Source organism: Pseudomonas parasichuanensis (genome assembly GCF_021601385.1).
Taxonomy (GTDB): Bacteria; Pseudomonadota; Gammaproteobacteria; order Pseudomonadales; family Pseudomonadaceae; genus Aquipseudomonas; species Aquipseudomonas parasichuanensis.
The window spans coordinates 76,047-97,254 of the sequence record NZ_BQHO01000006.1 but is presented as its reverse complement, the minus strand read 5'-3'; the positions used below and the strand labels follow the sequence as shown (position 1 = coordinate 97,254).

At 65.4% G+C, this 21,208-nt stretch carries 19 protein-coding genes; 13 read left to right on the top strand and 6 right to left on the bottom strand.

Translation table 11 applies throughout. The features are described from left to right. The first annotated feature begins 14 nt into the window (after window positions 1-14). Window positions 15-1,298, top strand: a complete 1,284-nt coding sequence (cytX, locus tag L6D77_RS07195) for a putative hydroxymethylpyrimidine transporter CytX (protein ID WP_232882537.1) — start codon at window positions 15-17, stop codon at window positions 1,296-1,298. Here the strand turns inward: cytX and L6D77_RS07190 are convergent. Continuing rightward, on the bottom strand, window positions 1,267-2,013 hold the full coding sequence (locus L6D77_RS07190; protein ID WP_232882536.1) for an RsiV family protein: 747 nt from the start codon (window positions 2,011-2,013) through the stop codon (window positions 1,267-1,269). The two genes, cytX and L6D77_RS07190, sit on opposite strands and share 32 nt — an antisense overlap. A 185-nt stretch (window positions 2,014-2,198) precedes the next feature. Here L6D77_RS07190 and L6D77_RS07185 point away from each other — a divergent pair, with 185 nt between their 5' ends. The 9 genes from L6D77_RS07185 to L6D77_RS07145 all read left to right on the top strand — a co-directional run bounded on the left by L6D77_RS07185 (window position 2,199) and on the right by L6D77_RS07145 (window position 11,598). After that, a complete protein-coding gene (locus L6D77_RS07185; RefSeq protein WP_232882535.1) occupies window positions 2,199-2,816 on the top strand; it encodes an NUDIX domain-containing protein in 618 nt (205 codons plus the stop codon). Continuing rightward, on the top strand, window positions 2,807-3,259 hold the full coding sequence (locus tag L6D77_RS07180) for a DUF1249 domain-containing protein (RefSeq protein WP_232882534.1): 453 nt from the start codon (window positions 2,807-2,809) through the stop codon (window positions 3,257-3,259). The genes L6D77_RS07185 and L6D77_RS07180 overlap by 10 nt, the downstream gene beginning before the upstream one ends. Before the next feature lie 85 nt (window positions 3,260-3,344). Further along, entirely contained in the window at window positions 3,345-4,148 is an 804-nt protein-coding gene (cpdA, locus tag L6D77_RS07175; protein ID WP_232882533.1) for a 3',5'-cyclic-AMP phosphodiesterase, read from the top strand. Between the two features lie 248 nt (window positions 4,149-4,396). After that, window positions 4,397-5,005 (top strand): YqiA/YcfP family alpha/beta fold hydrolase, encoded by a 609-nt coding sequence (locus L6D77_RS07170; protein ID WP_232882532.1) that lies wholly within the window; start codon window positions 4,397-4,399, stop codon window positions 5,003-5,005. Window positions 5,006-5,040: 35 nt separating this feature from the next. Beyond that, a complete protein-coding gene (gene parE / locus L6D77_RS07165; RefSeq protein ID WP_232882531.1) occupies window positions 5,041-6,945 on the top strand; it encodes a DNA topoisomerase IV subunit B in 1,905 nt (634 codons plus the stop codon). Further along, window positions 6,942-7,928, top strand: a complete 987-nt coding sequence (locus L6D77_RS07160; protein ID WP_232882530.1) for an esterase-like activity of phytase family protein — start codon at window positions 6,942-6,944, stop codon at window positions 7,926-7,928. Before parE ends, L6D77_RS07160 begins: the two co-directional genes overlap by 4 nt. Continuing rightward, a complete protein-coding gene (locus L6D77_RS07155; protein WP_110996464.1) occupies window positions 7,925-8,443 on the top strand; it encodes a retropepsin-like aspartic protease family protein in 519 nt (172 codons plus the stop codon). The genes L6D77_RS07160 and L6D77_RS07155 overlap by 4 nt, the downstream gene beginning before the upstream one ends. Window positions 8,444-8,453: 10 nt before the next feature. Next, window positions 8,454-10,712: a DNA topoisomerase IV subunit A gene (gene parC, locus L6D77_RS07150; protein WP_232882529.1), complete on the top strand. Its 2,259-nt coding sequence runs from the start codon at window positions 8,454-8,456 to the stop codon at window positions 10,710-10,712. A gap of 175 nt (window positions 10,713-10,887) precedes the next feature. After that, window positions 10,888-11,598, top strand: a complete 711-nt coding sequence (locus tag L6D77_RS07145; protein WP_232882528.1) for a PqiC family protein — start codon at window positions 10,888-10,890, stop codon at window positions 11,596-11,598. A 90-nt stretch (window positions 11,599-11,688) separates the two neighbouring features. Here the strand turns inward: L6D77_RS07145 and serB are convergent, their stop codons facing one another. Next, on the bottom strand, window positions 11,689-12,903 hold the full coding sequence (gene serB / locus L6D77_RS07140) for a phosphoserine phosphatase SerB (RefSeq protein WP_232882527.1): 1,215 nt from the start codon (window positions 12,901-12,903) through the stop codon (window positions 11,689-11,691). A 135-nt stretch (window positions 12,904-13,038) separates the two neighbouring features. Between serB and L6D77_RS07135 the strand changes: the two genes are divergently transcribed. Next, window positions 13,039-14,484 carry a histidine kinase gene (locus L6D77_RS07135; protein ID WP_232882526.1) on the top strand — a complete coding sequence of 482 codons (1,446 nt, stop codon included), beginning with the start codon at window positions 13,039-13,041 and terminating at the stop codon, window positions 14,482-14,484. A 62-nt stretch (window positions 14,485-14,546) separates the two neighbouring features. Here the strand turns inward: L6D77_RS07135 and asd are convergent, their stop codons facing one another. Genes asd through L6D77_RS07120 form a run of 3 tightly spaced genes read right to left on the bottom strand, consistent with a single transcriptional unit; the run spans window position 14,547 to window position 17,809 of the window. Continuing rightward, window positions 14,547-15,410 (bottom strand): archaetidylserine decarboxylase, encoded by an 864-nt coding sequence (gene asd / locus L6D77_RS07130; protein WP_232882525.1) that lies wholly within the window; start codon window positions 15,408-15,410, stop codon window positions 14,547-14,549. 9 nt (window positions 15,411-15,419) lie between these two features. Then, a complete protein-coding gene (locus L6D77_RS07125) occupies window positions 15,420-16,229 on the bottom strand; it encodes a rhodanese-like domain-containing protein (protein WP_232882524.1) in 810 nt (269 codons plus the stop codon). Window positions 16,230-16,273: 44 nt separating this feature from the next. Continuing rightward, on the bottom strand, window positions 16,274-17,809 hold the full coding sequence (locus L6D77_RS07120; protein ID WP_232882523.1) for an HDOD domain-containing protein: 1,536 nt from the start codon (window positions 17,807-17,809) through the stop codon (window positions 16,274-16,276). 130 nt (window positions 17,810-17,939) lie between these two features. Here L6D77_RS07120 and motA point away from each other — a divergent pair, with 130 nt between their 5' ends. Then, window positions 17,940-18,791 carry a flagellar motor stator protein MotA gene (gene motA, locus L6D77_RS07115; RefSeq protein WP_110996144.1) on the top strand — a complete coding sequence of 284 codons (852 nt, stop codon included), beginning with the start codon at window positions 17,940-17,942 and terminating at the stop codon, window positions 18,789-18,791. Between the two features lie 3 nt (window positions 18,792-18,794). Next, window positions 18,795-19,805 carry a flagellar motor protein MotB gene (motB, locus tag L6D77_RS07110; RefSeq protein ID WP_232882522.1) on the top strand — a complete coding sequence of 337 codons (1,011 nt, stop codon included), beginning with the start codon at window positions 18,795-18,797 and terminating at the stop codon, window positions 19,803-19,805. Between the two features lie 287 nt (window positions 19,806-20,092). Here the strand turns inward: motB and rsgA are convergent, their stop codons facing one another. Beyond that, window positions 20,093-21,124 carry a small ribosomal subunit biogenesis GTPase RsgA gene (gene rsgA, locus L6D77_RS07105; protein WP_232882521.1) on the bottom strand — a complete coding sequence of 344 codons (1,032 nt, stop codon included), beginning with the start codon at window positions 21,122-21,124 and terminating at the stop codon, window positions 20,093-20,095. Window positions 21,125-21,208 lie beyond the last annotated feature (84 nt).

Genomic DNA, 21,208 nt, shown 5'->3' with positions numbered 1-21,208 from the left:
CGGCGAGCGCCACCATGACCACCCCCAGCCATTTCTCCCCCGACCACCCGGTCCCCATCCATCACCGCCAGTTCGGCGCCCGCGACCTGTTCTCGCTGTGGTTCTCCCTCGGCATCGGCCTGATGGTCCTGCAGGTCGGCGGGCTGCTGGCCACGGGCCTGGGCCTGGCCGGGTCGATCCTGGCGATCACCCTGGGCACGGCCGTGGGCGTGTTGCTGCTGGCGGCGGCCGGGGTGATCGGCAGCGACACCGGCCTGTCGGCCATGGCCACCCTGCGCCTGTCGCTGGGCCGCCACGGCGCGCGCCTGCCGGCGCTGCTCAACCTGCTGCAGCTGGTGGGCTGGGGCTCGTTCGAGATCATCGTCATGCGCGATGCCGCGAGCCTGCTGGGCGCGCGAACCTTCGGCGAAGACAGTGGCTGGAACAGCCCGCTGCTGTGGACCTTGTGCTTCGGCGCCCTGGCCACCTTGCTGGCGGTCAGCGGGCCCTTGGCGTTCGTGCGCAAGGTGCTGCGCAAGTGGGGCATCTGGCTGCTGCTCGGCGCCTGCCTGTGGCTGACCTGGAACCTGTTCGCCAAGGCGGACCTGGCCGACCTGTGGCGCCGCCCGGGTGACGGTTCGCTGTCGCTGGCGCTGGGCTTCGATATCGTCATTGCCATGCCGCTGTCGTGGCTGCCGCTGATCGCCGACTATTCGCGCTTCGGCCAGCGCGCCAGCCGGGTGTTCGGCGGTACCGCGCTGGGCTTCTTCATTGGCAATGCCTGGTTGATGAGCCTGGGCGTGGCCTACACCCTGGCCTTCGCCCCGAGTGGCGAAGTGAATGCTCTGCTGCTGGCACTGGCTGGCGCCGGGCTGGGCATTCCGTTGCTGCTGATTCTGCTCGACGAGTCGGAGAACGCCTTTGCCGATATTCACTCGGCAGCGGTTTCAACCGGCCTGCTGGTGAAAATGAAGGTCGAGCACCTGGCGCTGGCCATCGGTGTGCTGTGCACCCTGATCGCACTGCTGGCGCCCCTGGCCCAGTACCAGAACTTCCTGCTGCTGATCGGCTCGGTGTTCGCGCCGCTGTTCGGCGTGGTGCTGGTGGACCACTTCGTGGTCCGGCGTCGGCGCCTGCCGGCGCTGGTCGACGGGCTGCATTGGCAGGCGCTGCTGGCCTGGGCGGTGGGCGTGGTGGCCTATCACGTGATGGCCAACGAGGCACCCGAACTGGGGGCGACCCTGCCGGCACTGCTGCTGGCAGGGGTACTGCACGGGCTGCTATCGATCAGCCGCGGCCGGGAAACAGCTCGGGCCTGATGACGCCGTTGAGGCGCGGGTAGGGGATCTTCAGCTCGACGTGGCCCATGGAGTAGGGCGCGATGGCATAGACCTCGTACTTCACGATCACCGCGCCGTAAGTGAGGGCGATGTGCGGCGACTGCTTGAACGGCCAGGTCTTGACGAACTCGGGGTCCTTGTCCACGCCGGTGCTGATCTGCCAGGCGCGGTGGGACTCCTCGACGGTCTTCCAGAAGGTCTCTTTCTGGCCGGGCACCAGCATGTCGTCCAGGGTCAGCACCTTGTCCAGCTTGCGCGAGTAGTTGATGAAGCCGCGCCCGGGCATGCCGTGGGCGCCGCCGCTGTCGAGGTAGCTGGACAGCTCGACGATCACCAGCCCGTCATGCTGCTCGCGTACCTTGGCTTGCAGGTAGCTGCTGTTGCGCTTGTCGGCGCGGGCCAGGTATTGCTGCTCATAGGCCTGCAGCGTGGCCGGCGGCGTGCCGCGCTGGTTGTCCTCGGTCAGTTGCAGCAAGCGTTTTTCGACGATGGCGTCGAGCTTGGGCAGCGCCGGGAAGTGCACGGTGTCGATGTTCACCAGTGGGCAGTCGCTCTCGCTGCAGCCGGGTTTTACATGCTCCCAGGCGTCGCGCTTGACCTCGAGCGGTGCCCGGTAGTTGGGCGTGAACAGGCTCTGGCAGGCGCTGAGGGCGACTGCCAGCACGGCCACGGAAGTCAGTTTGACTAGCGTCATGATGATCCTTGCACAACGGTGATGATCGGCCTTGGACCGCCTGCGCGGCCTTCAGTTCGCCACTAAGCTAACAGAGAGCGTAGCGCCTGTCCCGAGTGCCCGAACGGTCGCCACAAAGGGATGAAACCGGGCGGCGCGCAGAGTAGGATTGCGCGATGCGGTAAACGAGGCAATGAGGAGTTTGCATGACGGACACGTTGAATTCGGTGCCCAGGGCGGTGGAGATCATCGAGCGGGCCACTTGCTTCCAGGGCTTCTACAAGCTCGACAAGGTGCGTTTGCGCCACGAGCTGTTCGCCGGAGGCATGGGTCGCGAGATCGGTCGCGAACTGTTCGTGCGCCATGACGCAGTCTGCGTGCTGCCCTACGACCCGCAACGCGATGAGGTGGTACTGATCGAGCAGTTTCGCGCCGGTGCCATGGGCAAGGTCGATAATCCCTGGTTGATCGAGATGGTCGCCGGGCTGATCGACAAGGATGAGCAGCCCGAGGAGGTCGCTCACCGCGAGGCCGAGGAAGAAGCCGGCCTGACGTTTTCCGCGCTGTGGCCGATGACCCGTTACTTCCCGTCGCCAGGTGGTAGTGACGAATACGTCCATCTGTTCCTCGGCCGATGCAGCAGTGAGGGTGCCGGTGGTCTGCATGGCCTGGAAGAAGAAGGCGAGGATATCCGTGTTCGCATCTGGTCGTTCGAGGATGCGTTGCAAGCCGTGCGCGACGGGCGCATCTGCAATGCCGCGGCGATCATCGGCCTGCAATGGCTGGCGCTCAACCGTGACGAAGTACGAGGTATGTGGAAGTGAACCTGCTGCGCGAGCGCTATCGAGTCGACCTGGTCGGGCTGCAGACGGCCTGCGAGGCCAACTATGCCCGCCTGATGCGCCTGCTGCCGGAGATGCGCACCACGCAGAGCTCGCGGCGCATCGGCATGACCCAGGGCGACCAGATGCTCGGCGTGCTGGTGCTAGAAGTGCTGCTGGCTTGCCCCTACACCACCACGTTGCGGGTGCGCCAGGAGCACAGCCTGCCGTGGTTGCCGGTGCCGGAGCTTGAAGTGCAGGTGTATCACGACGCGCGCATGGCCGAAGTGGTCAGCGCCGAGCATACCCGCCGCCTGCACAGCATCTACCCCTATCCCAACACGGCGATGCACCAGCCTGACGAGAAGGCCCAGCTCAACCTGTTCCTGGGCGAATGGCTGAGCCACTGCCTGGCCTGTGGTCATGAACTGGCCGCCGTGCGCTGAAATGTGACGTGCGTCGGTTTCGAGTATTTGCTCGAAAGCCGAGCGTCGCCATAATCCGTGCTGAATCCGTTCGAGGAGACGGCCGTTGCCGCAAGCACTTTCACCCCAGTCACCCGTCCACGTGGTGCAACTGACCGACGCCCATCTGTTCGCCGACCCCGCCGGGACGCTGTTGGGGCTCAATACCCGCGACAGCCTCGGGCATGTGGTGGCGCAGGTGCGCCGCGAACAGCCGCGTATCGACCTGCTGCTGTGCACGGGGGATCTGTCCCAGGATGCCAGCGTGGCTTCCTATGAAGCCTTCCGCGGGCTGACCGCCGTGTTCGGTGCACCGGCACGCTGGTTACCCGGCAATCATGACGAAGCCTGGGTGATGGCCGAGGTGGCGCCGGAGCTGATCACGGCGGTGACCGATATCGGCGCCTGGCGCATCGTGATGCTCGATTCGGCGGTGGTCGGGGCGACCTTTGGGTTATTGGCCGACGATCAGCTGGCGGTGCTGGATCAGGCACTGAGCACTGCCGGTGAGCGCCATTGCCTGGTGTGCTGCCACCATCAGCCGGTGGATATCGGCTGTGCGTGGATGGCGCCGATCGGTTTGCGCAATGCCGATGAGCTGCTGAAGCGGGTGAAAAGTTATCCACAGGTGAAGGCGGTGCTCTGGGGGCATGTTCATCAGGAATGGGACCAGGTGCGCGAGGGTGTGCGCTGGCTGGCCACGCCCTCGACCTGCATTCAGTTCGCGCCGGGCAGCGAGGACTTCCAGGTCAGTGAAGAGCAGCCCGGGTATCGCTGGTTGCGGCTGCACGCCGACGGGCGGTTGGAGACCGGAGTGGAGCGGGCTCGGGATTTCGTGGTGACGCTGGATTTCAACAGCCCGGGCTACTGAACCCTGGCGGGAGGCGGGGGCCCTGTGGGAGCGGCTTTAGCCGCGAAGCAAGCGACGCGGTGGATGGCACCGGCTCTGCCGGTGTTCGCGGCTGAAGCCGCTCCCACAGGGGCCGTGTTGAATCACAGGCTGATGATTTTCCATGGAAGCCGCAGCGCGCATTTTGAAGAATGTGTTGCGAAAATCGCCCCGGTGAACCAATGCCCCTCGAACAGGCTACACTGCGCGTCTTTGCGTCCGGGGGCAGCATGTCGGGTTCCATCCTTTATATCCACGGCTTCAACAGCTCGCCGCTGTCGAAGAAGGCCCGCCAGCTCGAGGCCGTCATGCAGCAACTCGGCCTCGCTGAGCAACTGCGCGTCCCGGCCCTGCACCACCATCCGCGCCAGGCCATCGCGCAGCTGGAGGCGGCTATCACCGAGCTGGGCGCGCCCTTGCTGGTCGGCAGCTCGCTGGGCGGCTACTATGCCACCCACCTGGCCGAGCGCCACGGCCTCAAGGCCCTGCTGATCAACCCAGCGGTCGCCCCGCACCGGCTGTTCGACGGTTACCTCGGCACCCAGCGCAACCTGTATACCGACGAAGCCTGGGAGCTGACCCACGACCATGTGCAGGCCCTGGCCGACCTCGAAGTGCCACCGCCCAAGGACGCCGCCCGCTATCAAGTGTGGTTGCAGACCGCCGATGAAACACTGGACTATCGCCAGGCCGAGGGCTATTACCGAGCCTGTGCCCTGCGCATCCAGGCCGGCGGCGACCACAGCTACCAAGGCTTCGCCGAACAGCTCCCGGCGCTGCTGGCCTTCGCCGGTATTGCCCGTGGGCAGTATGCGGCGCTGGATTTTTCTGTACTTTGAGCTTTTTGCATTCACCAGACTGACGACGAGACCCCATGGCCAATCCCAGCGCTAGCGCCTATAACGCAGACGCCATCGAAGTCCTCTCGGGCCTTGACCCGGTCCGTAAACGCCCGGGCATGTACACCGACACCAGCCGGCCGAACCACCTGGCCCAGGAAGTCATCGACAACAGTGTCGACGAAGCCCTGGCGGGCCACGCCCGTTCGGTGCAGGTGATCCTGCACGCCGACCACTCGCTGGAAGTGTGCGACGACGGCCGCGGCATGCCGGTGGACATCCACCCCGAAGAGGGCGTGTCCGGTGTCGAACTGATCCTCACCAAGCTGCATGCCGGCGGCAAGTTCTCCAACAAGAACTACCAGTTCTCCGGCGGTTTGCACGGCGTTGGTATTTCGGTGGTCAACGCCCTGTCCACCCAGGTGCGGGTGCGCGTCAAGCGCGACGGCAACGAGTACCAGATGACCTTCGCCGACGGCTTCAAGGCCAGCGAGCTGGAGGTGGTCGGCACCGTTGGCAAGCGCAACACCGGCACCAGCGTGTATTTCACCCCTGATCCCAAGTACTTCGACTCGCCCAAGTTCTCCATCAGCCGCCTCAAGCATGTGCTCAAGGCCAAGGCCGTGCTGTGCCCGGGGCTGTCGATCAGCTTTGAAGACAAAGGCACCGGCGAGAAGGTCGAGTGGCATTACGAGGACGGCCTGCGTTCGTACCTGGTCGACTCGGTCAGCGATTACCTGCGCCTGCCCGACGAGCCGTTCTGCGGCATCCTGGCCGGTAACAAGGAAGCGGTCGACTGGGCCCTGCTGTGGTTGCCGGAGGGCGGCGACAGCATCCAGGAAAGCTACGTCAACCTGATCCCCACCGCCCAGGGCGGCACCCACGTCAACGGCCTGCGCCAGGGCCTGCTGGATGCCATGCGCGAGTTCTGCGAGTACCGCAACCTGCTGCCCCGTGGTGTGAAGCTGGCACCTGAAGACGTCTGGGAACGGATCAGCTTCGTGCTGTCGATGAAGATGCAGGAGCCGCAGTTCTCCGGCCAGACCAAGGAGCGCCTGTCGTCCCGCGAGGCGGCGGCGTTCGTCTCGGGCGTGGTCAAGGACGCGTTCAGCCTGTGGCTCAACGCTCACCCAGAGCTGGGCATGCAACTGGCGGAGCTGGCCATCAGCAACGCCGGCCGCCGCCTTAAAGCGAGCAAGAAGGTCGAGCGCAAGCGCATCACCCAGGGCCCGGCGTTGCCCGGCAAGCTGGCTGACTGCGCAGGCCAGGACCCGATGCGCGCCGAACTGTTCCTGGTCGAGGGTGACTCCGCCGGTGGCTCGGCCAAACAGGCGCGGGACAAGGAGTTCCAGGCGATCCTGCCGCTGCGCGGCAAGATCCTCAACACCTGGGAAGTCGATGGCGGTGAAGTGCTGGCCAGCCAGGAAGTGCACAACATCGCCGTGGCCATTGGCGTCGATCCGGGTGCCACCGACCTGACCCAACTGCGCTACGGCAAGATCTGCATCCTCGCTGACGCCGACTCCGACGGCCTGCACATCGCCACACTGCTGTGCGCGCTGTTCGTCCAGCATTTCCGCCCACTGGTCGAGGCCGGGCACGTCTATGTGGCCATGCCGCCGCTGTTTCGCATCGACCTGGGCAAGGAGATCTACTACGCCCTGGACGAAGCCGAGCGTGATGGCATTCTCGACCGTCTGGTCGCCGAGAAGAAGCGCGGCAAGCCGCAGGTCACTCGATTCAAGGGCCTGGGCGAGATGAACCCGCCGCAGCTGCGCGAAACCACCATGGACCCGAACACACGGCGCCTGGTCCAGCTCACGCTCGACGACCTGGCGGGCACCACCGAGATCATGGACATGCTGCTGGCGAAAAAACGCGCCGGTGACCGCAAGAACTGGCTGGAGACCAAAGGCAACCTGGCCGAGGTCCTGGTTTGATTCGTCCGCTCCTGGCACTTTGCCTGGCGTTGTCGATGTTGCCGGCCCTGGCGCAGGAATGGCCGGAGCTCAAGCTCACCCGCGAGCACCCGGTTGAAGGCATGCGTGGCGGTAACCTGTCCGGCCTGGCGGTGTGCCGCGGGGCGCTGTGGGCGGTGTCCGACCGCGACGATGACCGTATCTATCGCCTCGACCGGGGCGATAGCACCTGGCGCGCCGAAGCGCTGGTGTTCACCCCGCCCACGGCGCCGGACACCGGCCTGCCGTGGGGGCTGAAGTCGCGTAACTGGGCGGCATCGTTCATTCGAGGCGGTGCCCTGGACTTCGAAGGGATCGCCTGTGATCAGGCCGGTAACTTCTATGTCGTCAGCGAAGCGCTCGCGGCGGTGCTGCAGTTGCCTGTGGAGGGCGAGCCGGACTGGTTGAAAATCGACCAGTCCATGGTTCGCCAAGCCCGTGCCAGTGGCATGCTGCTGCACTTCAATGCGTTGTTCGAGGGCCTCGCGATCAGCCCGGCGGGGGACCGCCTGTGGCTGGCCGCCGAGCGCGAACGCCGTGGCCTGCTGTCGGTGCGGCGCCAGCAATCGGTATGGACCTGCGGGCGCAGTTGCGTGATGTTCAGCGAGGCCGGCGTCGAGATGCAGCCTGCGCAATTCCCGGGGGCGCGCGCCTTGTCGCGGGACTTCGCCGACCTGGCACTGTTCGAAGGCAAGCTGTTCACCCTGGAGCGTAACGCCTACCGCATTTGCCGGCGTGATGCCGACAGCGGTGCGGTCGAGCGCTGCTGGTCGTTCGCCGCCGACGCGTTGCTGGCGCCTCGCCAGTACGACCAACCCTACGGCCTTGCCGAAGCGCTGGTGATCGACAAGGATGGCGCCTGGATCGGCGTGGACAACAACAATGGCGTGCGCGCCGATGGTGAAGCGCGGCCGATCGTCTGGCGCTTCGCCGCGCCACAGGGCGGCTGGAGCGCCAAACCATGAGCCAGGCACCGGGCAAGCGGGCGGGCAGGGTGCTGATGGTGCTCGCCTGGGCGGCGGCGATGTTCCTCGCCACACGGTTTTTCGGCCAGTGGGAAGCGCGCCAGGAAAACCCCAACAGCGAGGTGCAGAGCACCCAGGGCGATGGTTTCGTCGAAGTGCGTCTGTTGAGCAACGGCCAGGGCCATTTTGTCGCCGATGGCGCGATCAATGGCCGGGTGGTGCATTTCATGCTCGACACCGGGGCCACCGACGTGGCCATCCCCGAGGCGCTGGCCCGCGACCTCGACCTTGCCCGTGGTGCGCCGGTGACGCTGAGCACCGCCAATGGCCGTACCGAGGGCTACCGCACCCGTATCGACAGCCTGCTGCTGGGCGATATCCACCTGCGCGACGTGCGCGCCCTGGTGGTGCCCGGCCTTGACGGCCAGGCCGTGCTGCTGGGCATGAGTGCCCTCAAACAACTTGAATTTACCCAGCGCGGCGGCACCATGCTGCTGCGCCAGAACCTGAAATGACGAGGCCCGCATGAGCGACTCACTCGAACTCAGCCTGGACGGTGTCGAACGCCGTTCCCTGGCTGATTTCACCGAACAGGCCTACCTCAACTACTCCATGTACGTGATCATGGACCGCGCGCTGCCGCATATCGGCGACGGCCTCAAGCCGGTACAGCGCCGTATCGTCTATGCCATGAGCGAGTTGGGGCTCGATGCCGATGCCAAGCACAAGAAATCGGCGCGTACCGTCGGTGACGTGCTCGGCAAGTTCCACCCCCACGGCGATTCGGCCTGCTACGAAGCCATGGTGCTGATGGCCCAGCCGTTCAGCTACCGCTACACCCTGGTCGACGGCCAGGGCAACTGGGGTGCGCCGGACGATCCAAAGTCGTTCGCCGCCATGCGTTACACCGAGGCGCGCCTGTCGCGCTATTCCGAAGTGCTGCTCAGCGAACTGGGCCAGGGCACGGCCGACTGGGTGCCGAACTTCGACGGCACCCTGCAGGAGCCGGCGGTATTGCCGGCGCGCCTGCCGAACATCCTGCTCAACGGCACCACCGGCATCGCCGTGGGCATGGCCACCGATGTGCCGCCGCACAACCTGCGCGAAGTGGCCAGCGCCTGCGTGCGCCTGCTCGACGAGCCCAAGGCCACCCTTGAGCAGCTGTGCGAGCACATCCAGGGGCCGGACTACCCGACCGAGGCCGAGATCGTCACCCCGCGCGCCGACATCCTGAAGATGTACGAGAGCGGCAAGGGTTCGATCCGCATGCGTGCGGTGTACCGCGTCGAAGACGGCGATATCGTCGTCACCGCACTGCCGCACCAGGTCTCAGGGGCCAAGGTGCTGGAGCAGATCGCCGCGCAGATGCAGGCCAAGAAACTGCCGATGGTCGCCGACCTGCGCGACGAGTCGGACCACGAGAACCCCTGCCGCATCGTCATCATCCCGCGCTCCAACCGCGTCGATGCCGCCGAGCTGATGCAGCACCTGTTCGCCACCACCGACCTTGAGAGCACCTACCGGGTCAACGTCAACATCATCGGCCTCGACGGCCGTCCGCAGCTCAAGAGCCTGCGGGCCTTGTTGCTGGAGTGGCTGGAGTTCCGTATCGGCACCGTTCGTCGCCGCCTGCAGCACCGCCTGGACAAGGTCGAACGCCGCCTGCACCTGTTGGAAGGCTTGCTCAAGGCCTTCCTCAACCTGGATGAAGTGATCCACATCATCCGCACCGAAGAGCACCCCAAGCAAGCGCTGATCGAGCGTTTCGAGCTGACCGAGATTCAGGCCGACTACATCCTCGAAACGCGCCTGCGCCAGTTGGCGCGCCTGGAAGAGATGAAGATCCGCGGCGAAACCGACGACTTGCTCAAGGAACAAAAGCGCCTGACCGCGCTGCTGGGCAGCGATGCCAAGCTGCGCAAGCTGGTCCGCAGTGAGCTGATCGAAGACGCCGAAACCTACGGCGACGACCGTCGCTCGCCGATCGTCGAGCGGGCCGAGGCCAAGGCCCTGTCGGAAAACGAGCTGATGCCGACTGAGCCTGTGACCGTGGTGCTGTCGGAGAAGGGCTGGGTGCGTTGCGCCAAGGGCCACGATATCGATGCCACGGGGCTGTCATACAAAGCCGGTGACGGCTTCAAGGCTGCCGCGCCGGGCCGCTCCAACCAGTTTGCCGTATTGATCGACTCCACCGGCCGCAGCTATTCGCTGGCCGCCCACAGCCTGCCGTCGGCCCGTGGCCAGGGCGAGCCGTTGACCGGCCGCCTGACGCCGCCGCCGGGCGCCACCTTCGAGTGCGTGCTGCTGCCGGATGACGATGCCCTCTACGTGGTGGCGTCCGATGCCGGCTACGGCTTCGTGGTCAAGGGTGAAGACCTGCAGGCCAAGAACAAGGCCGGCAAGGGCCTGCTGAGCCTGCCCAACGGTGCCAAGGTCATGACCCCGCGCCCGGTGGCCGACCGCGAGCAGGATTGGCTGGCGGCGGTGACCACCGAAGGGCGCCTGCTGGTGTTCAAGGTGGCCGACCTGCCGCAACTGGGCAAGGGCAAGGGCAACAAGATCATCGGCGTGCCGGGCGACCGGGTGGCCAGCCGTGAAGAATATGTCACCGATCTGGCAGTGGTCAGCGAGGGTTCGACCCTTGTATTGCAGGCTGGCAAGCGTACCCTGTCCCTGAAGCCGGACGACCTTGAGCATTACAAAGGTGAGCGTGGTCGCCGTGGTAGCAAATTGCCACGCGGCTTCCAGCGTGTCGATGCGCTGTTGGTGGAGACCCCGGCATAAGCCGGGAGCACGTCTGCAGCGGCGCTTTCGGCGCCGTTGCAGGCGGAAATGCTGGAGTCGGGCCGCTATTTCGCGGATGATAGTGCACTTGTGGCGCCGGCGTGGCCGAGTGCCCGGATGAATTTACGTGAGTATCACTGCGGTCAGTCTTGAGGCGACCGCCTGGATGGGATGAATGAAATTTCTGCGCCTTCCATTTGCGCTGTTGATGACTGGGCTGCTGGGCCTGAGCGGGTGCAGCATGCATCAGCCGGTCGCCTTGTATCAGCTCGACAGCGGTGACCCTGGCCAGCCTTCGCAGGCGGCAGGCATGGCAGTGGTGCTTGGCCCTGTTTCGGTGGCCGACTACCTGCAACGCGAAACCTTCCTGCAGCGCCAGGCCGATGGCAGCCTGACCGCGGCGACCGATGGCCGCTGGGCCGGAAGCCTTTCGTCGGACATCGACCAGTTGCTGGTGCGCCAGCTGGCCTGGCGCCTGGACAGCCAACGCGTGGTGCTGGCACCTGCCAGTGCGGGCTTTACCCCCGACGTGCAGGTGCTGCTGACCATCACCCGCCTGGACTCGGGCAAGAACCAGCCGGCGATCCTGGATGCGCAATGGCGTGTACTGGACCGTCGTGGCCAGGTGCGTGACAACCGCATCGTTCACCTCGAGCAGCCGCACCAGGGCAGCGAGTCGGCCCAGGTACAGGCCCAGGGGCAGTTGCTGCAAAAGCTCGCCGAGCAGCTCAGCAACACGGTCAAGCCGCTGGCCAACCAGCCGGTTATCGCCGAGGAAGCGCCCCGCAAGCAGGCAGCGCCGGTACAGGTGAAGAAGGAGCCGGAGAAGTCGAAGATCCCGATGGCTTCGCCGATCCGCACCGATATGGAAGTCTATCGGTTCTGATCCGCCAGACATGAAAAAGCCCGCAGTGATGCGGGCTTTTTTATTGCCTTGGTCTTCGCCGGCACGCCGGCGAAGGGGGGCAGGCAATCATCAGCTGCGCGCGTCACGATCACGCAGGCCCAGCAGGTACAACACGCCATCCAGCCCCAGCGTGGAGATGGCCTGCTTGGCCGACTGGCGCACCAGCGGCTTGGCGCGGAACGCCACACCCAGCCCGGCCTGCGACAACATTGGCAGGTCGTTGGCGCCATCGCCCACGGCGATGGTCTGCTCCAGCTGCAGCCCTTCCTGATTGGCCAGCTGTTGCAGCAACTGAGCCTTGCGCTGGGCGTCGACGATCGGCTCGACGGCCACGCCGGTCACCTTGCCATCGACCACTTCCAGCTCGTTGGCAAACACATAGTCGATACCCAGGCGCGCCTGCACCTGCTTGGCGAAGTAGGTGAAGCCACCGGAAAGAATGGCGGTCTTGTAACCCAGGCGCTTGAGTTCGGCGAACAGGTGCTCGGCACCCTCGGTCAGGCGCAGCGACGCGCCGATCTGGTCGAGTACGCCAACGTCCAGGCCTTTGAGCAGCGCCATGCGCTCCTTGAAGCTGGCACGGAAATCCAGTTCGCCACGCATGGCGCGCTCAGTGATCGCCGCCACCTGCTCACCCACGCCAGCGGCCTTGGCCAGCTCGTCGATCACTTCGGCCTCGATCAGCGTGGAGTCCATGTCGAACACGGCCAGGCGGCGGTTGCGGCGGAACAGGTCGTCGCGTTGGAAGGCGATGTCGATGTTCAGTTCTTCGCACAGGGCAAAGAAGTCGGCGCGCAGGGACTGGGCATCCGTTGGTTCGCCACGGGCGGAGATCTCCAGCGCGGCCTTGCCGTTGTCGGCATCGGCATCCAGCGCCACGCGGGCGGACAGGCGCTCGATGCGCTCGATGGTCAGGCCGTATTGGCTGATGACCGCGCTGACACGCTGCAACTGCTCCGGGGTGACCCGGCGGCTGAGCAGGGTGACGATGTGGCGCGCCTCGCCCTGGCTATCGGCCCAGTGCTGGTAATCGGCTTCGGAGATCGGCGTGTAGCGGGCTTGCAGGTTCAGCTCGTGGGCCTTGGATTGCACGCTCTGCAGCAACGAAGTGGCGACCTCGTTGTCGGGAATGTCGACCAGGATGCCGAACGACAGCGTGCCGTGCATCACCGCCAAACCGATGTCGAGGATGTTCACACCGCCCTGGAGCAGGACGCCGGTGATGGCAGCGGTAAGGCCCGGACGGTCCTCACCGGTGATGTTGATCAGAACGATTTCGCGCACAACCTGGCTCCGACTTCGATGAAAAATGCGCATTCTACCGATTTTCCGTGACCATCGGGCGCCAACGATACTTTGCCGACAAAACTCTGCTCGCTATACTGCGCAGCACTTTCTCGCCATTAAGAGCCGCGCTCTGTGAACCGGCCCACGCCCGTCAAAACCGACAACTTCTTCCTGATGATCTACCGAGCCCTCAGCCAGCGCCGAATCCCCCTGGCGTTGCGTATCGCCAGCCATAACATCTTCCTGGTGGCCTTGGCCCTGGTGATCTATGCCTGCGTGATGGGTTTGCAGTTCAAGCAGGCCATGCACGAGCAGGCCGATGCCGTTGGCCAGAGTCTGACCACGCAGACCGCCACGTCCGCCACCGAGCTGCTGGTGTCCAACGACATCCTCAGCCTCAACGTGCTGCTCGGCAACCTGGTGAAGAACCCGCTGGTGGCGCACGCCGCCATCTACAGCGTGGACAACCGCATCCTCGCCGAGGCCGGCCAGCGCCCGCGCAACAGCCTGCTGGGCGAGGCAGAAGGGCTGTACCAGACCAAGATCACCTTCCAGGACGTGACCGCCGGCCAGTTGCGCATCAGCCTGGACATGAGCCAGTTCCAGCAGCCGATGCTGATCAGCCTGCAGAGCATGGGCATCCTTGCCGCCATCCTGCTGGCGCTGGCGCTCACCCTGAGCCTGCGCCTGGGCCGCTTCATCTCTACCCCGCTGCTGCAACTGCGGGTCTGGCTGCGTGACCCGCACCCCTACACCCCGGCCATCGACCGCCAGGACGAAATCGGCGACCTGGCCCGCCAGCTGCACGCCCGCCTTGCGCCGCCACCGCCGCCGGAGCCAGAGGTCGAGGAAGAAGACGACTTCGATGACGTTCCGGTAGCGCCCAAGGCCGCCCCGCGCGCCAAGGTCGCCGTGCAGGAGGCTGACGACGATGACGAGGCCTTTGCCGGCCTGATGGACGAAGAAGCCGCCCCGGCCAAGCCGATCGCCGCCGAGTCGAACGAGCCCCAGAGCAGCGCCGTGCTGGCCGTCCAGCTGGGCTCCCAGGAGCAACTGCGCCGCCTGCCGCGCACCCGCCTTGCCGAGCTGCTGGAGCGCTACAACGACTGCCTCGACCAGGCCGCCTCGCTGTATGAAGGCGAAGTGCACACCCTGAGCGACGGCGGCACCCTGCTGCTGTTCCACAGCCGCGACTGTGGCGAGGACTACCTGACCAACGCCATCTGCTGTGGCGAGCTGCTGCGCGCCCTGGGCCACGCCCTGCAGATCGAGGTGGCCGACAGCGGCATCACCCTGCAACTGCAGCTGGGCCTGGTGCTGGCCGATGACCTGCAGGGCCTGGACCAGGTCGACCTGCTGATGACCGAACAGGCCCAGGATGCCCTGGCGCTGTCGCAGCACAGCCGCAACCTGCTGCTGGTGGAGCGGCGTATCAGCGACGATGCCCTGGTACGCCAGCGTGCACGCATCCGCCCGATCGCCAGCCCTGAGGGCGCGAGCTGCGTAGAGCGATTGATGGAGCCGTACCCGTCGATGCTGGAGCGCCAGCTGGCCCGGATGCACGAACGCCGCGCCTGATTCGCCATGCACCAAAAGAAAAGGCCCTGCAGATGCAGGGCCTTTTTTATTGCGGCGGCGGATCAGGCCTGGGCGGGTTGCGCCAGCAGTTCACCCATGCGCACGGCAGACGCTGCGCCGAGGTTTTCAGCCCACTTCACCTGCTCCGGCCCGAAAAGCACGATCGCCGTGGAGCCCAGCTTGAAGCGGCCCAGTTCAGCGCCTTTCTCCAGGTGGACCGGCGCGCGGCTGGCTTCGTCATAGCGGAAGGTCTTGAGCTCGCGCTTCGGCGGCGTGACCAGGCCGGCCCAGACGGTCTCGATCGAGGCGACGATCATCGCGCCGACCAGCACTACCGCCATCGGCCCACGCTCGGTGTCGAACAGGCAGACCACGCGCTCGTTGCGGGCGAACAGCTCGGGGACGTTCTCTGCGGTGGTCTGGTTGACCGAGAACAGCCGGCCCGGCACATAGACCATCTCGCGCAGGGTGCCGGCCAGCGGCATGTGCACGCGGTGGTAGTCCTTGGGCGACAGGTAGATGGTGGCGAATTCGCCGCCCATGAACGGTGCGGCCAGCGCCGGGTCGCCGCCCAGCAGCTCCAGGGCGCTGAAGCTGTGGCCCTTGGCCTGGAAGATGCGGCCATGCTCGATCGGGCCGAGCTGGCTGACCGCGCCGTCGGCCGGGCAGAGGATGGCGCCGGGGGTTTCGTCCAGCGGGCGGGCGCCGGGCTTGAGGGCACGGGTGAAGAAGGCGTTGAAGTGCTCGTAAGCAGTCAGGTCTTCGACCAGCGCTTCGGACATGTTCACCTGGTAGCGCTTGGCGAACCAGGCGGTGAAGGCATTCTTGAACCAGCGCGCGCGGCATTCGGCGATGCAGCCGGCCAGTCGCGACAGCAAGTGGTGCGGCAGCAGGTGCTGGCTGATGATGAACAAACGGGATTTCATTGAGCGTCCTTAAACTTCTACGGGCGTGTCGGGGTGGTTGCCCCATTCGCTCCACGAGCCGGCGTAAGCCTTGATGCGTGGGTAACCGAGGGCCTTGGCCACCAGGTAGGTGAAACCGGAGCGGCGGTGGGTCTGGCAGTGGGTGATCACTTCCTTGTCCGGGGTGATGCCCAGTTGTTCGAGCACATGCGCGATGTCCTTGCGGATGCGCAGGTGGTCGTTCAGGTCCATGCCGGCGGTCCACTCGAAGTTGATCGCGCCGGGGATGTGGCCGCCCTTGGCGGCCAGGACTTTTTCGCCGTTGAACTCCTGCGGGCCACGGGCGTCCCAGACCACCAGGTCGTCGGCGCCCAGGCGGCTTTGCAGGTATTCGCGGGTGGCGGTCGGCTCGCTGTGCAATTGCAGGCGCACTGGGGTGGCGACAGGTGCCGGCACCTCGGTGGACAGTTTGTCTGCCGGCCAGGCCTGGATACCGCCGTTGAGGTAGTGGTAGTGCGGGTGGCCGATCACGTCGAGCAGCCAGATGAAACGCCCGGCCCAGCCGCCACCTTCGTCGTCGTAGACCACATAGACGGCATCTTTATGGTGGCCGAGCTCGCTGAACAGTTTCTCCAGGTCGCCCAGTGCGGGCAGCAGCCCGGGGGCGGGTGGCTGACCCAGCTGGGTGCGCTTGCCCTCGACGAAGCGGGCCCCTGGGATGTGCCCGCTGACGTAGCGATTGGCACTGCTCAGGTCGACCAGGATCAGCTGTGGCGAAGCCAGGCGCGGTAGCAGGTCCTCGGCTTCGATCACCAGGGGCAAGCCGGAAAAATCAGTCATCCACGGTCTCCAGGGTGGAAAGAGCAGCGATTGTAGCGCAAGGCTCAGGCGTTGCGGTTGGCAAACAGGGCCAGTGCCCGCTCGATGCATTGCGCGGTCTTGCCGAAGGCCTGCACGCTGACATCGGCCAGCGGCTTGCCGCCCTGGTCGACCACCGCCAGCATCAGCACCTGCTCGCCGACGGCCAGCGAGCGCAGCAGCAGGTGCTCGCTGCGGAAGAATGCCCGCAGCGGCGCCGGCAGCAGTGCGGCGAACTGGGCGTGGTTGTCGGGCGTCAGGCGTAGTTGCCCGGCTTTGCTCATCAGCTTTTGCAGCAGTTTGTTCTGTGGGATCGCCAGTGCCATGGCATCAGCCTCCCTGGGCAGGCCGGCGGTCTGCTGCACGCGCAGGTAGTCGCTGGCCTTGTCCAGGCTCAGCAGCATGACACGCTGCATGCCGCACGCCAGCAGCGCCTCGCGCGCTTGCGTGGCCAGGTGCACGGTGTTGGAGAACGGGCTCGGCTGGGCCAGCAGTTCCTGGCACAGCTTGCGCCAGTGCCCCAGCGCTTCGGCGCTGGGCGGCGGCGGGGTGAGCATATCCGGATGCGGACGGCGCTGGTGCCAGGGCCAGATCAGCGCCTCGGCCGGGTGGAACAGGGCGTGGCGCGCATGGTGTCGAGCGCTGGCCGCAGCCTGTTGGTGGACCTGCTGCTGCACATCTTCCAGCGAGGTCTGCAGGTACAGTGCGGTCAGCAGTTGCCAGCGCAGCAGGTGCGGGTTGTCCCAGCCAACCTGGGCCGCCAGTGCCAGGCCATTGGCGAGCAATACGGTGTTGGGCGGCTGGTTGAACCAGCGGCGCAAGGCCGGCTCCTCGTCCAGGCGCTGCTGTTGCGCCAGGGGCTCGGGTTCGCGGGCGATGGCCAGCACCTGGGCCAGTTGCTCGCGCTCGTCGATCAGCAGTCGATAACCCTGCGTAACCCAGCCAGGCAGGCGCCAGTGCTCGGCCACGGCCCGGCACAGCGACATGATGCGCACGCCGAACAGTTCCTGTTCGACTTCGGCGGCGTCCTCGCCCTTGTAGATAACCCGCAGCTCCCAGGTGTCCAGCAGTTTCGGGTAGGCCAGGGCCAGCGGCCACAGGGGCGAGAGGAACAGCAGGCTGCCCCAGTGGATATCCTGCCAAAGTCGCGCCAGGCGGCTGGCGAACAGGCCGTTGGCTTGTTGCGCAGCATGCTGGCTGATCAGCAGGAACTGGCGCAGCACCGGCGGGATGTCGTCGCCGGGCAGGGTGGGCAGGCGTGCCAGCAACTGACTGGTGCGTTCAAGGCCCAGGCGATTCAGGGCGACCTCCAGGCTTTCGGCGGGCTCGGCCTGGCTGAGGCTGGTTGGATGGTTGGCCTCGCGCATCACGCACAGCACCAACGCAGGGCTGTCCTGCAACAGTTCGGCGATTTCGCGCAACGAGCGGCGGCTGTCGTTGATGGCCTTGACCACCTGGTCGTGGCTCTCTTTCGGGACCGGCAAACGCACCCCTTCGAGCAGCTTTACCCAGGCCTCTAGCGTCGCGGGAGCCTTACTTGGCACCTTGGTTTCAATTGGCATTTTGACATCAGTCCGAACTGGCTTTTCGCGATGAGTGGCTATAGTCTGGCGCAGTTCTGCCGATAAGTAGAAGAAGAGTTTTAAAGCTCCCGTCCCCGACCCTGACCACGACAGCAAGTGCTTTGAACCTATGGCTAAAATTATCGGCATCATCGTCGTATTCGCGAGCGTGCTCGGCGGCTACGTGCTTTCCCACGGCAAGATCGCGGCGCTGATTCAGCCGTTCGAAGTGCTGATCATCGGCGGCGCCGCGTTCGGTGCGTTCCTTCAGGCGAACCCTGGCTACATGACCATGCATGTGGTCAAGAAGTCGCTGAAGATGTTCGGCAGCCGCTTCACCCATACGTTCTACCTGGAAGTACTGGGCCTGGTATACGAGATCCTCAACAAGAGCCGTCGCGAAGGCATGATGGCCATCGAAGGCGACATCGAAGACGCCGCCGCCAGCCCGATCTTCGCCAAGTACCCTGCCGTACTGGGCGATGAGCGCATGACCGCCTACATCTGCGACTACCTGCGCATCATGTCCACCGGCAACATGGCTCCCCACGAGCTCGAAGGCCTGTTCGACATGGAACTGCTGAGCATGAAGGAAGAGCTGGAGCACCCGTCCCACGCGGTGAACGGCATCGCCGACGGCATGCCCGGCTTCGGTATCGTCGCGGCAGTACTGGGTATCGTGGTGACCATGGCGTCGCTGGGCGAGGGCGACCAGGCGTCGATCGGCCTGCACGTGGGTGCGGCGCTGGTGGGTACCTTCTTCGGTATTCTGGCCGCCTATGGCTTCTTCGGCCCGTTGGCCAAGTGCCTGGAGCACGATGCCAAGGAAGAGCTCAACCTGTACGAGTCGATCAAGGCCTCGCTGGTCGCATCCGCCTCGGGCATGCCGCCTTCGCTGGCTGTCGAATTCGGGCGCAAGGTGCTGTATCCCAAGCACCGTCCTAGCTTCGCCGAGCTGGAACAAGCGGTCCGCGGTCGTTAAGCCATGGAAAACAATCAGCCCATCATCATAAAGCGCGTAAAGCGCTACGGTGGAGGCCACCATGGCGGCGCCTGGAAGATCGCCTTCGCCGACTTCGCCACGGCGATGATGGCGTTCTTCCTCGTGCTGTGGCTGCTGTCCACCGCCACGCCCGAGCAGAAAATCGCCATTGCTGGCTACTTCAAGGACCCGATCGGCTTCTCCGAAAGCGGCACGCCCTACATCATCGACCTGGGGGGCTCGCCACAGCTGGCCCCCGAGAAGACCATCAACCCCGAGACCAAGTCCGAGCCGACGCCTGACACCAGCATCCAGCTGGACAAGGACAAGGTCGAGACCATGGCCGAGCAGGTCGAGCGCGAGCGCCTGGAGCTGCTGCTGCAGGAGCTGCAGAACAAGGTCGAGGAAAACCCGCAGCTGCAGAAGTTCAAGGACCAGATCCTGTTCGAGATCACCCAGGACGGCTTGCGCATCCAGATCATGGACGCCGAGAACCGGCCGATGTTCGACATTGGCAGCGCGCGCCTGCAGCCGTACTTCGAAGACATCCTGCTGGCCATGGCCGACACCATCAAGGCGGTGCCGAACAAGATCAGCATCAGCGGCCACACCGATGCCAAGCCGTACTCCGGCACCGGCGACTACGGCAACTGGGAGCTGTCGGCCAACCGTGCCAACGCCGCACGTCGCGCGCTGGTCGCGGGTGGTTACCCGGATGAGCAGGTGGCGCGGGTGGTGGGGTATGCGTCGTCGTCGCTGTTCGACCGCAAGAACCCGTTCAACCCGGTCAACCGCCGTATCGACATCATCGTCCTGACCAAGAAGGCCCAGCGCACCATCGAGGGTGAGCAGGGTGCACCGGAGGCCCAGCCGCAGGCGACACCGCCGGCCCAGGGCGCGCCAGGTGCTGCCGCCCCGGCACCGCAAGAGCCGATGCAGCCTCGCGAGTTGCGGCAAAAGCTGAACATCTTCGAGGACGGTGTACTGAAGATGGACGAGCAGAAGAACCAGTAAGCGGTTTTTGGCTGGCAATACACAACGCCCGTGCCTGCATCAGCAGCCACGGGCGTTTTGCTTTATAGGGTTTGGGGCTTCCAGCTATTGGTTTGCACGATCCCTGTAGGAGCGGCCTTGTGCCGCGAAAGGGCTGCAGAGCAGCCCCGGCGATTTCTGCTTTCACGCTGAAATCCTGGGGCCGCGCTGCGGCCCTTTCGCGGCACAAGGCCGCTCCTGCACGGGACGTGCAAGCCTGTTTAGTGAGGGCAGGCTTGTCGCAGCGGCGAACCGCGGCCCCGGCAAGATCAGTAGCTGTCTTGCGGCAGGCTGGCGATGATCGAGCGGTAGCTGTTCATCCGCTGCTGCGTCACGCTGCCCTCGTCCAGTGCCTTGAGCAATGCACAGCCCGGTTCGCGGTCGTGCTTGCAGTCGCGGAAGCGGCAATGGCCGAACAGCTCGCGGAACTCGATGAAGCCATCTTCCACATCGTCACGGCTGACATGGCCCAGGCCGAACTCGCGGATACCCGGGGAGTCGATCAGGTCGCCGCCGTTGGGGAAGTGATAGAGCCGCGCCGTGGTGGTGGTGTGGGTGCCCTGGCCGGACCACTCGGACAGGTCGCCAACGCGGGTGCCGGCGTCTGGCAGCAGGCTGTTGACCAGCGACGACTTGCCCACCCCCGACTGGCCGACGAACACACTGATATGGCCATCCAGCGTCTGTTGCAGGCGCTGCATGCCATCGCCCTGGTGGGCCGACACTTCCAGCAACGGGTAGCCGAGCCCGCGATACACCTCGAGCATGGCGTTGAGCGTCGGGGCGTTCTCGTCGTTGATCAGGTCGGCCTTGTTGAGCAGCAGCAGCGGGCGTATGCCGGCATGCTCGGCGGCCACCAGGTAGCGATCGATCAGGTTGGGGTGCGGTTCCGGCGCCGGCGCGAAGACGATGACGATCAGGTCGACGTTGGCCGCCACCGGCTTGAGCTGGCCATGATTGTTCGGTCGGCACAGCTCGGTGCTGCGTGGCATCTGGGCGACGATCACGCCGATGCCCTGGTTGCCGGCGCGCCATACCACGCGATCGCCGGTGACCAGCGCCGGCAGGTTGGCCCGCAGGTGACAGCGGAATACCTGCCCGGCGGCCTCGCCGTCCTGGGCTTCGACTTCGACCTGCACACCGAAGTGGGCGATCACCAGGCCCAGCTGCTCCGGCCCCAGGTCGCCACCCTCCAGCTCCTGCAGCACGTGCTGCTCGCGTTTGGCGGCGCGGGCGGCGCGTTCACCCTGGATCTTTTCGATGCGCCAGTTCTGGCGGCGGTTGAGCTGGCGTTTGGCCATGAAGGTTCCGTATCGGCGAGGCAGTGAGAAAACCGCGGCAGTTTAGCATGGCCCGCCCACGCACCGCCTGGCTGGGCTAATATG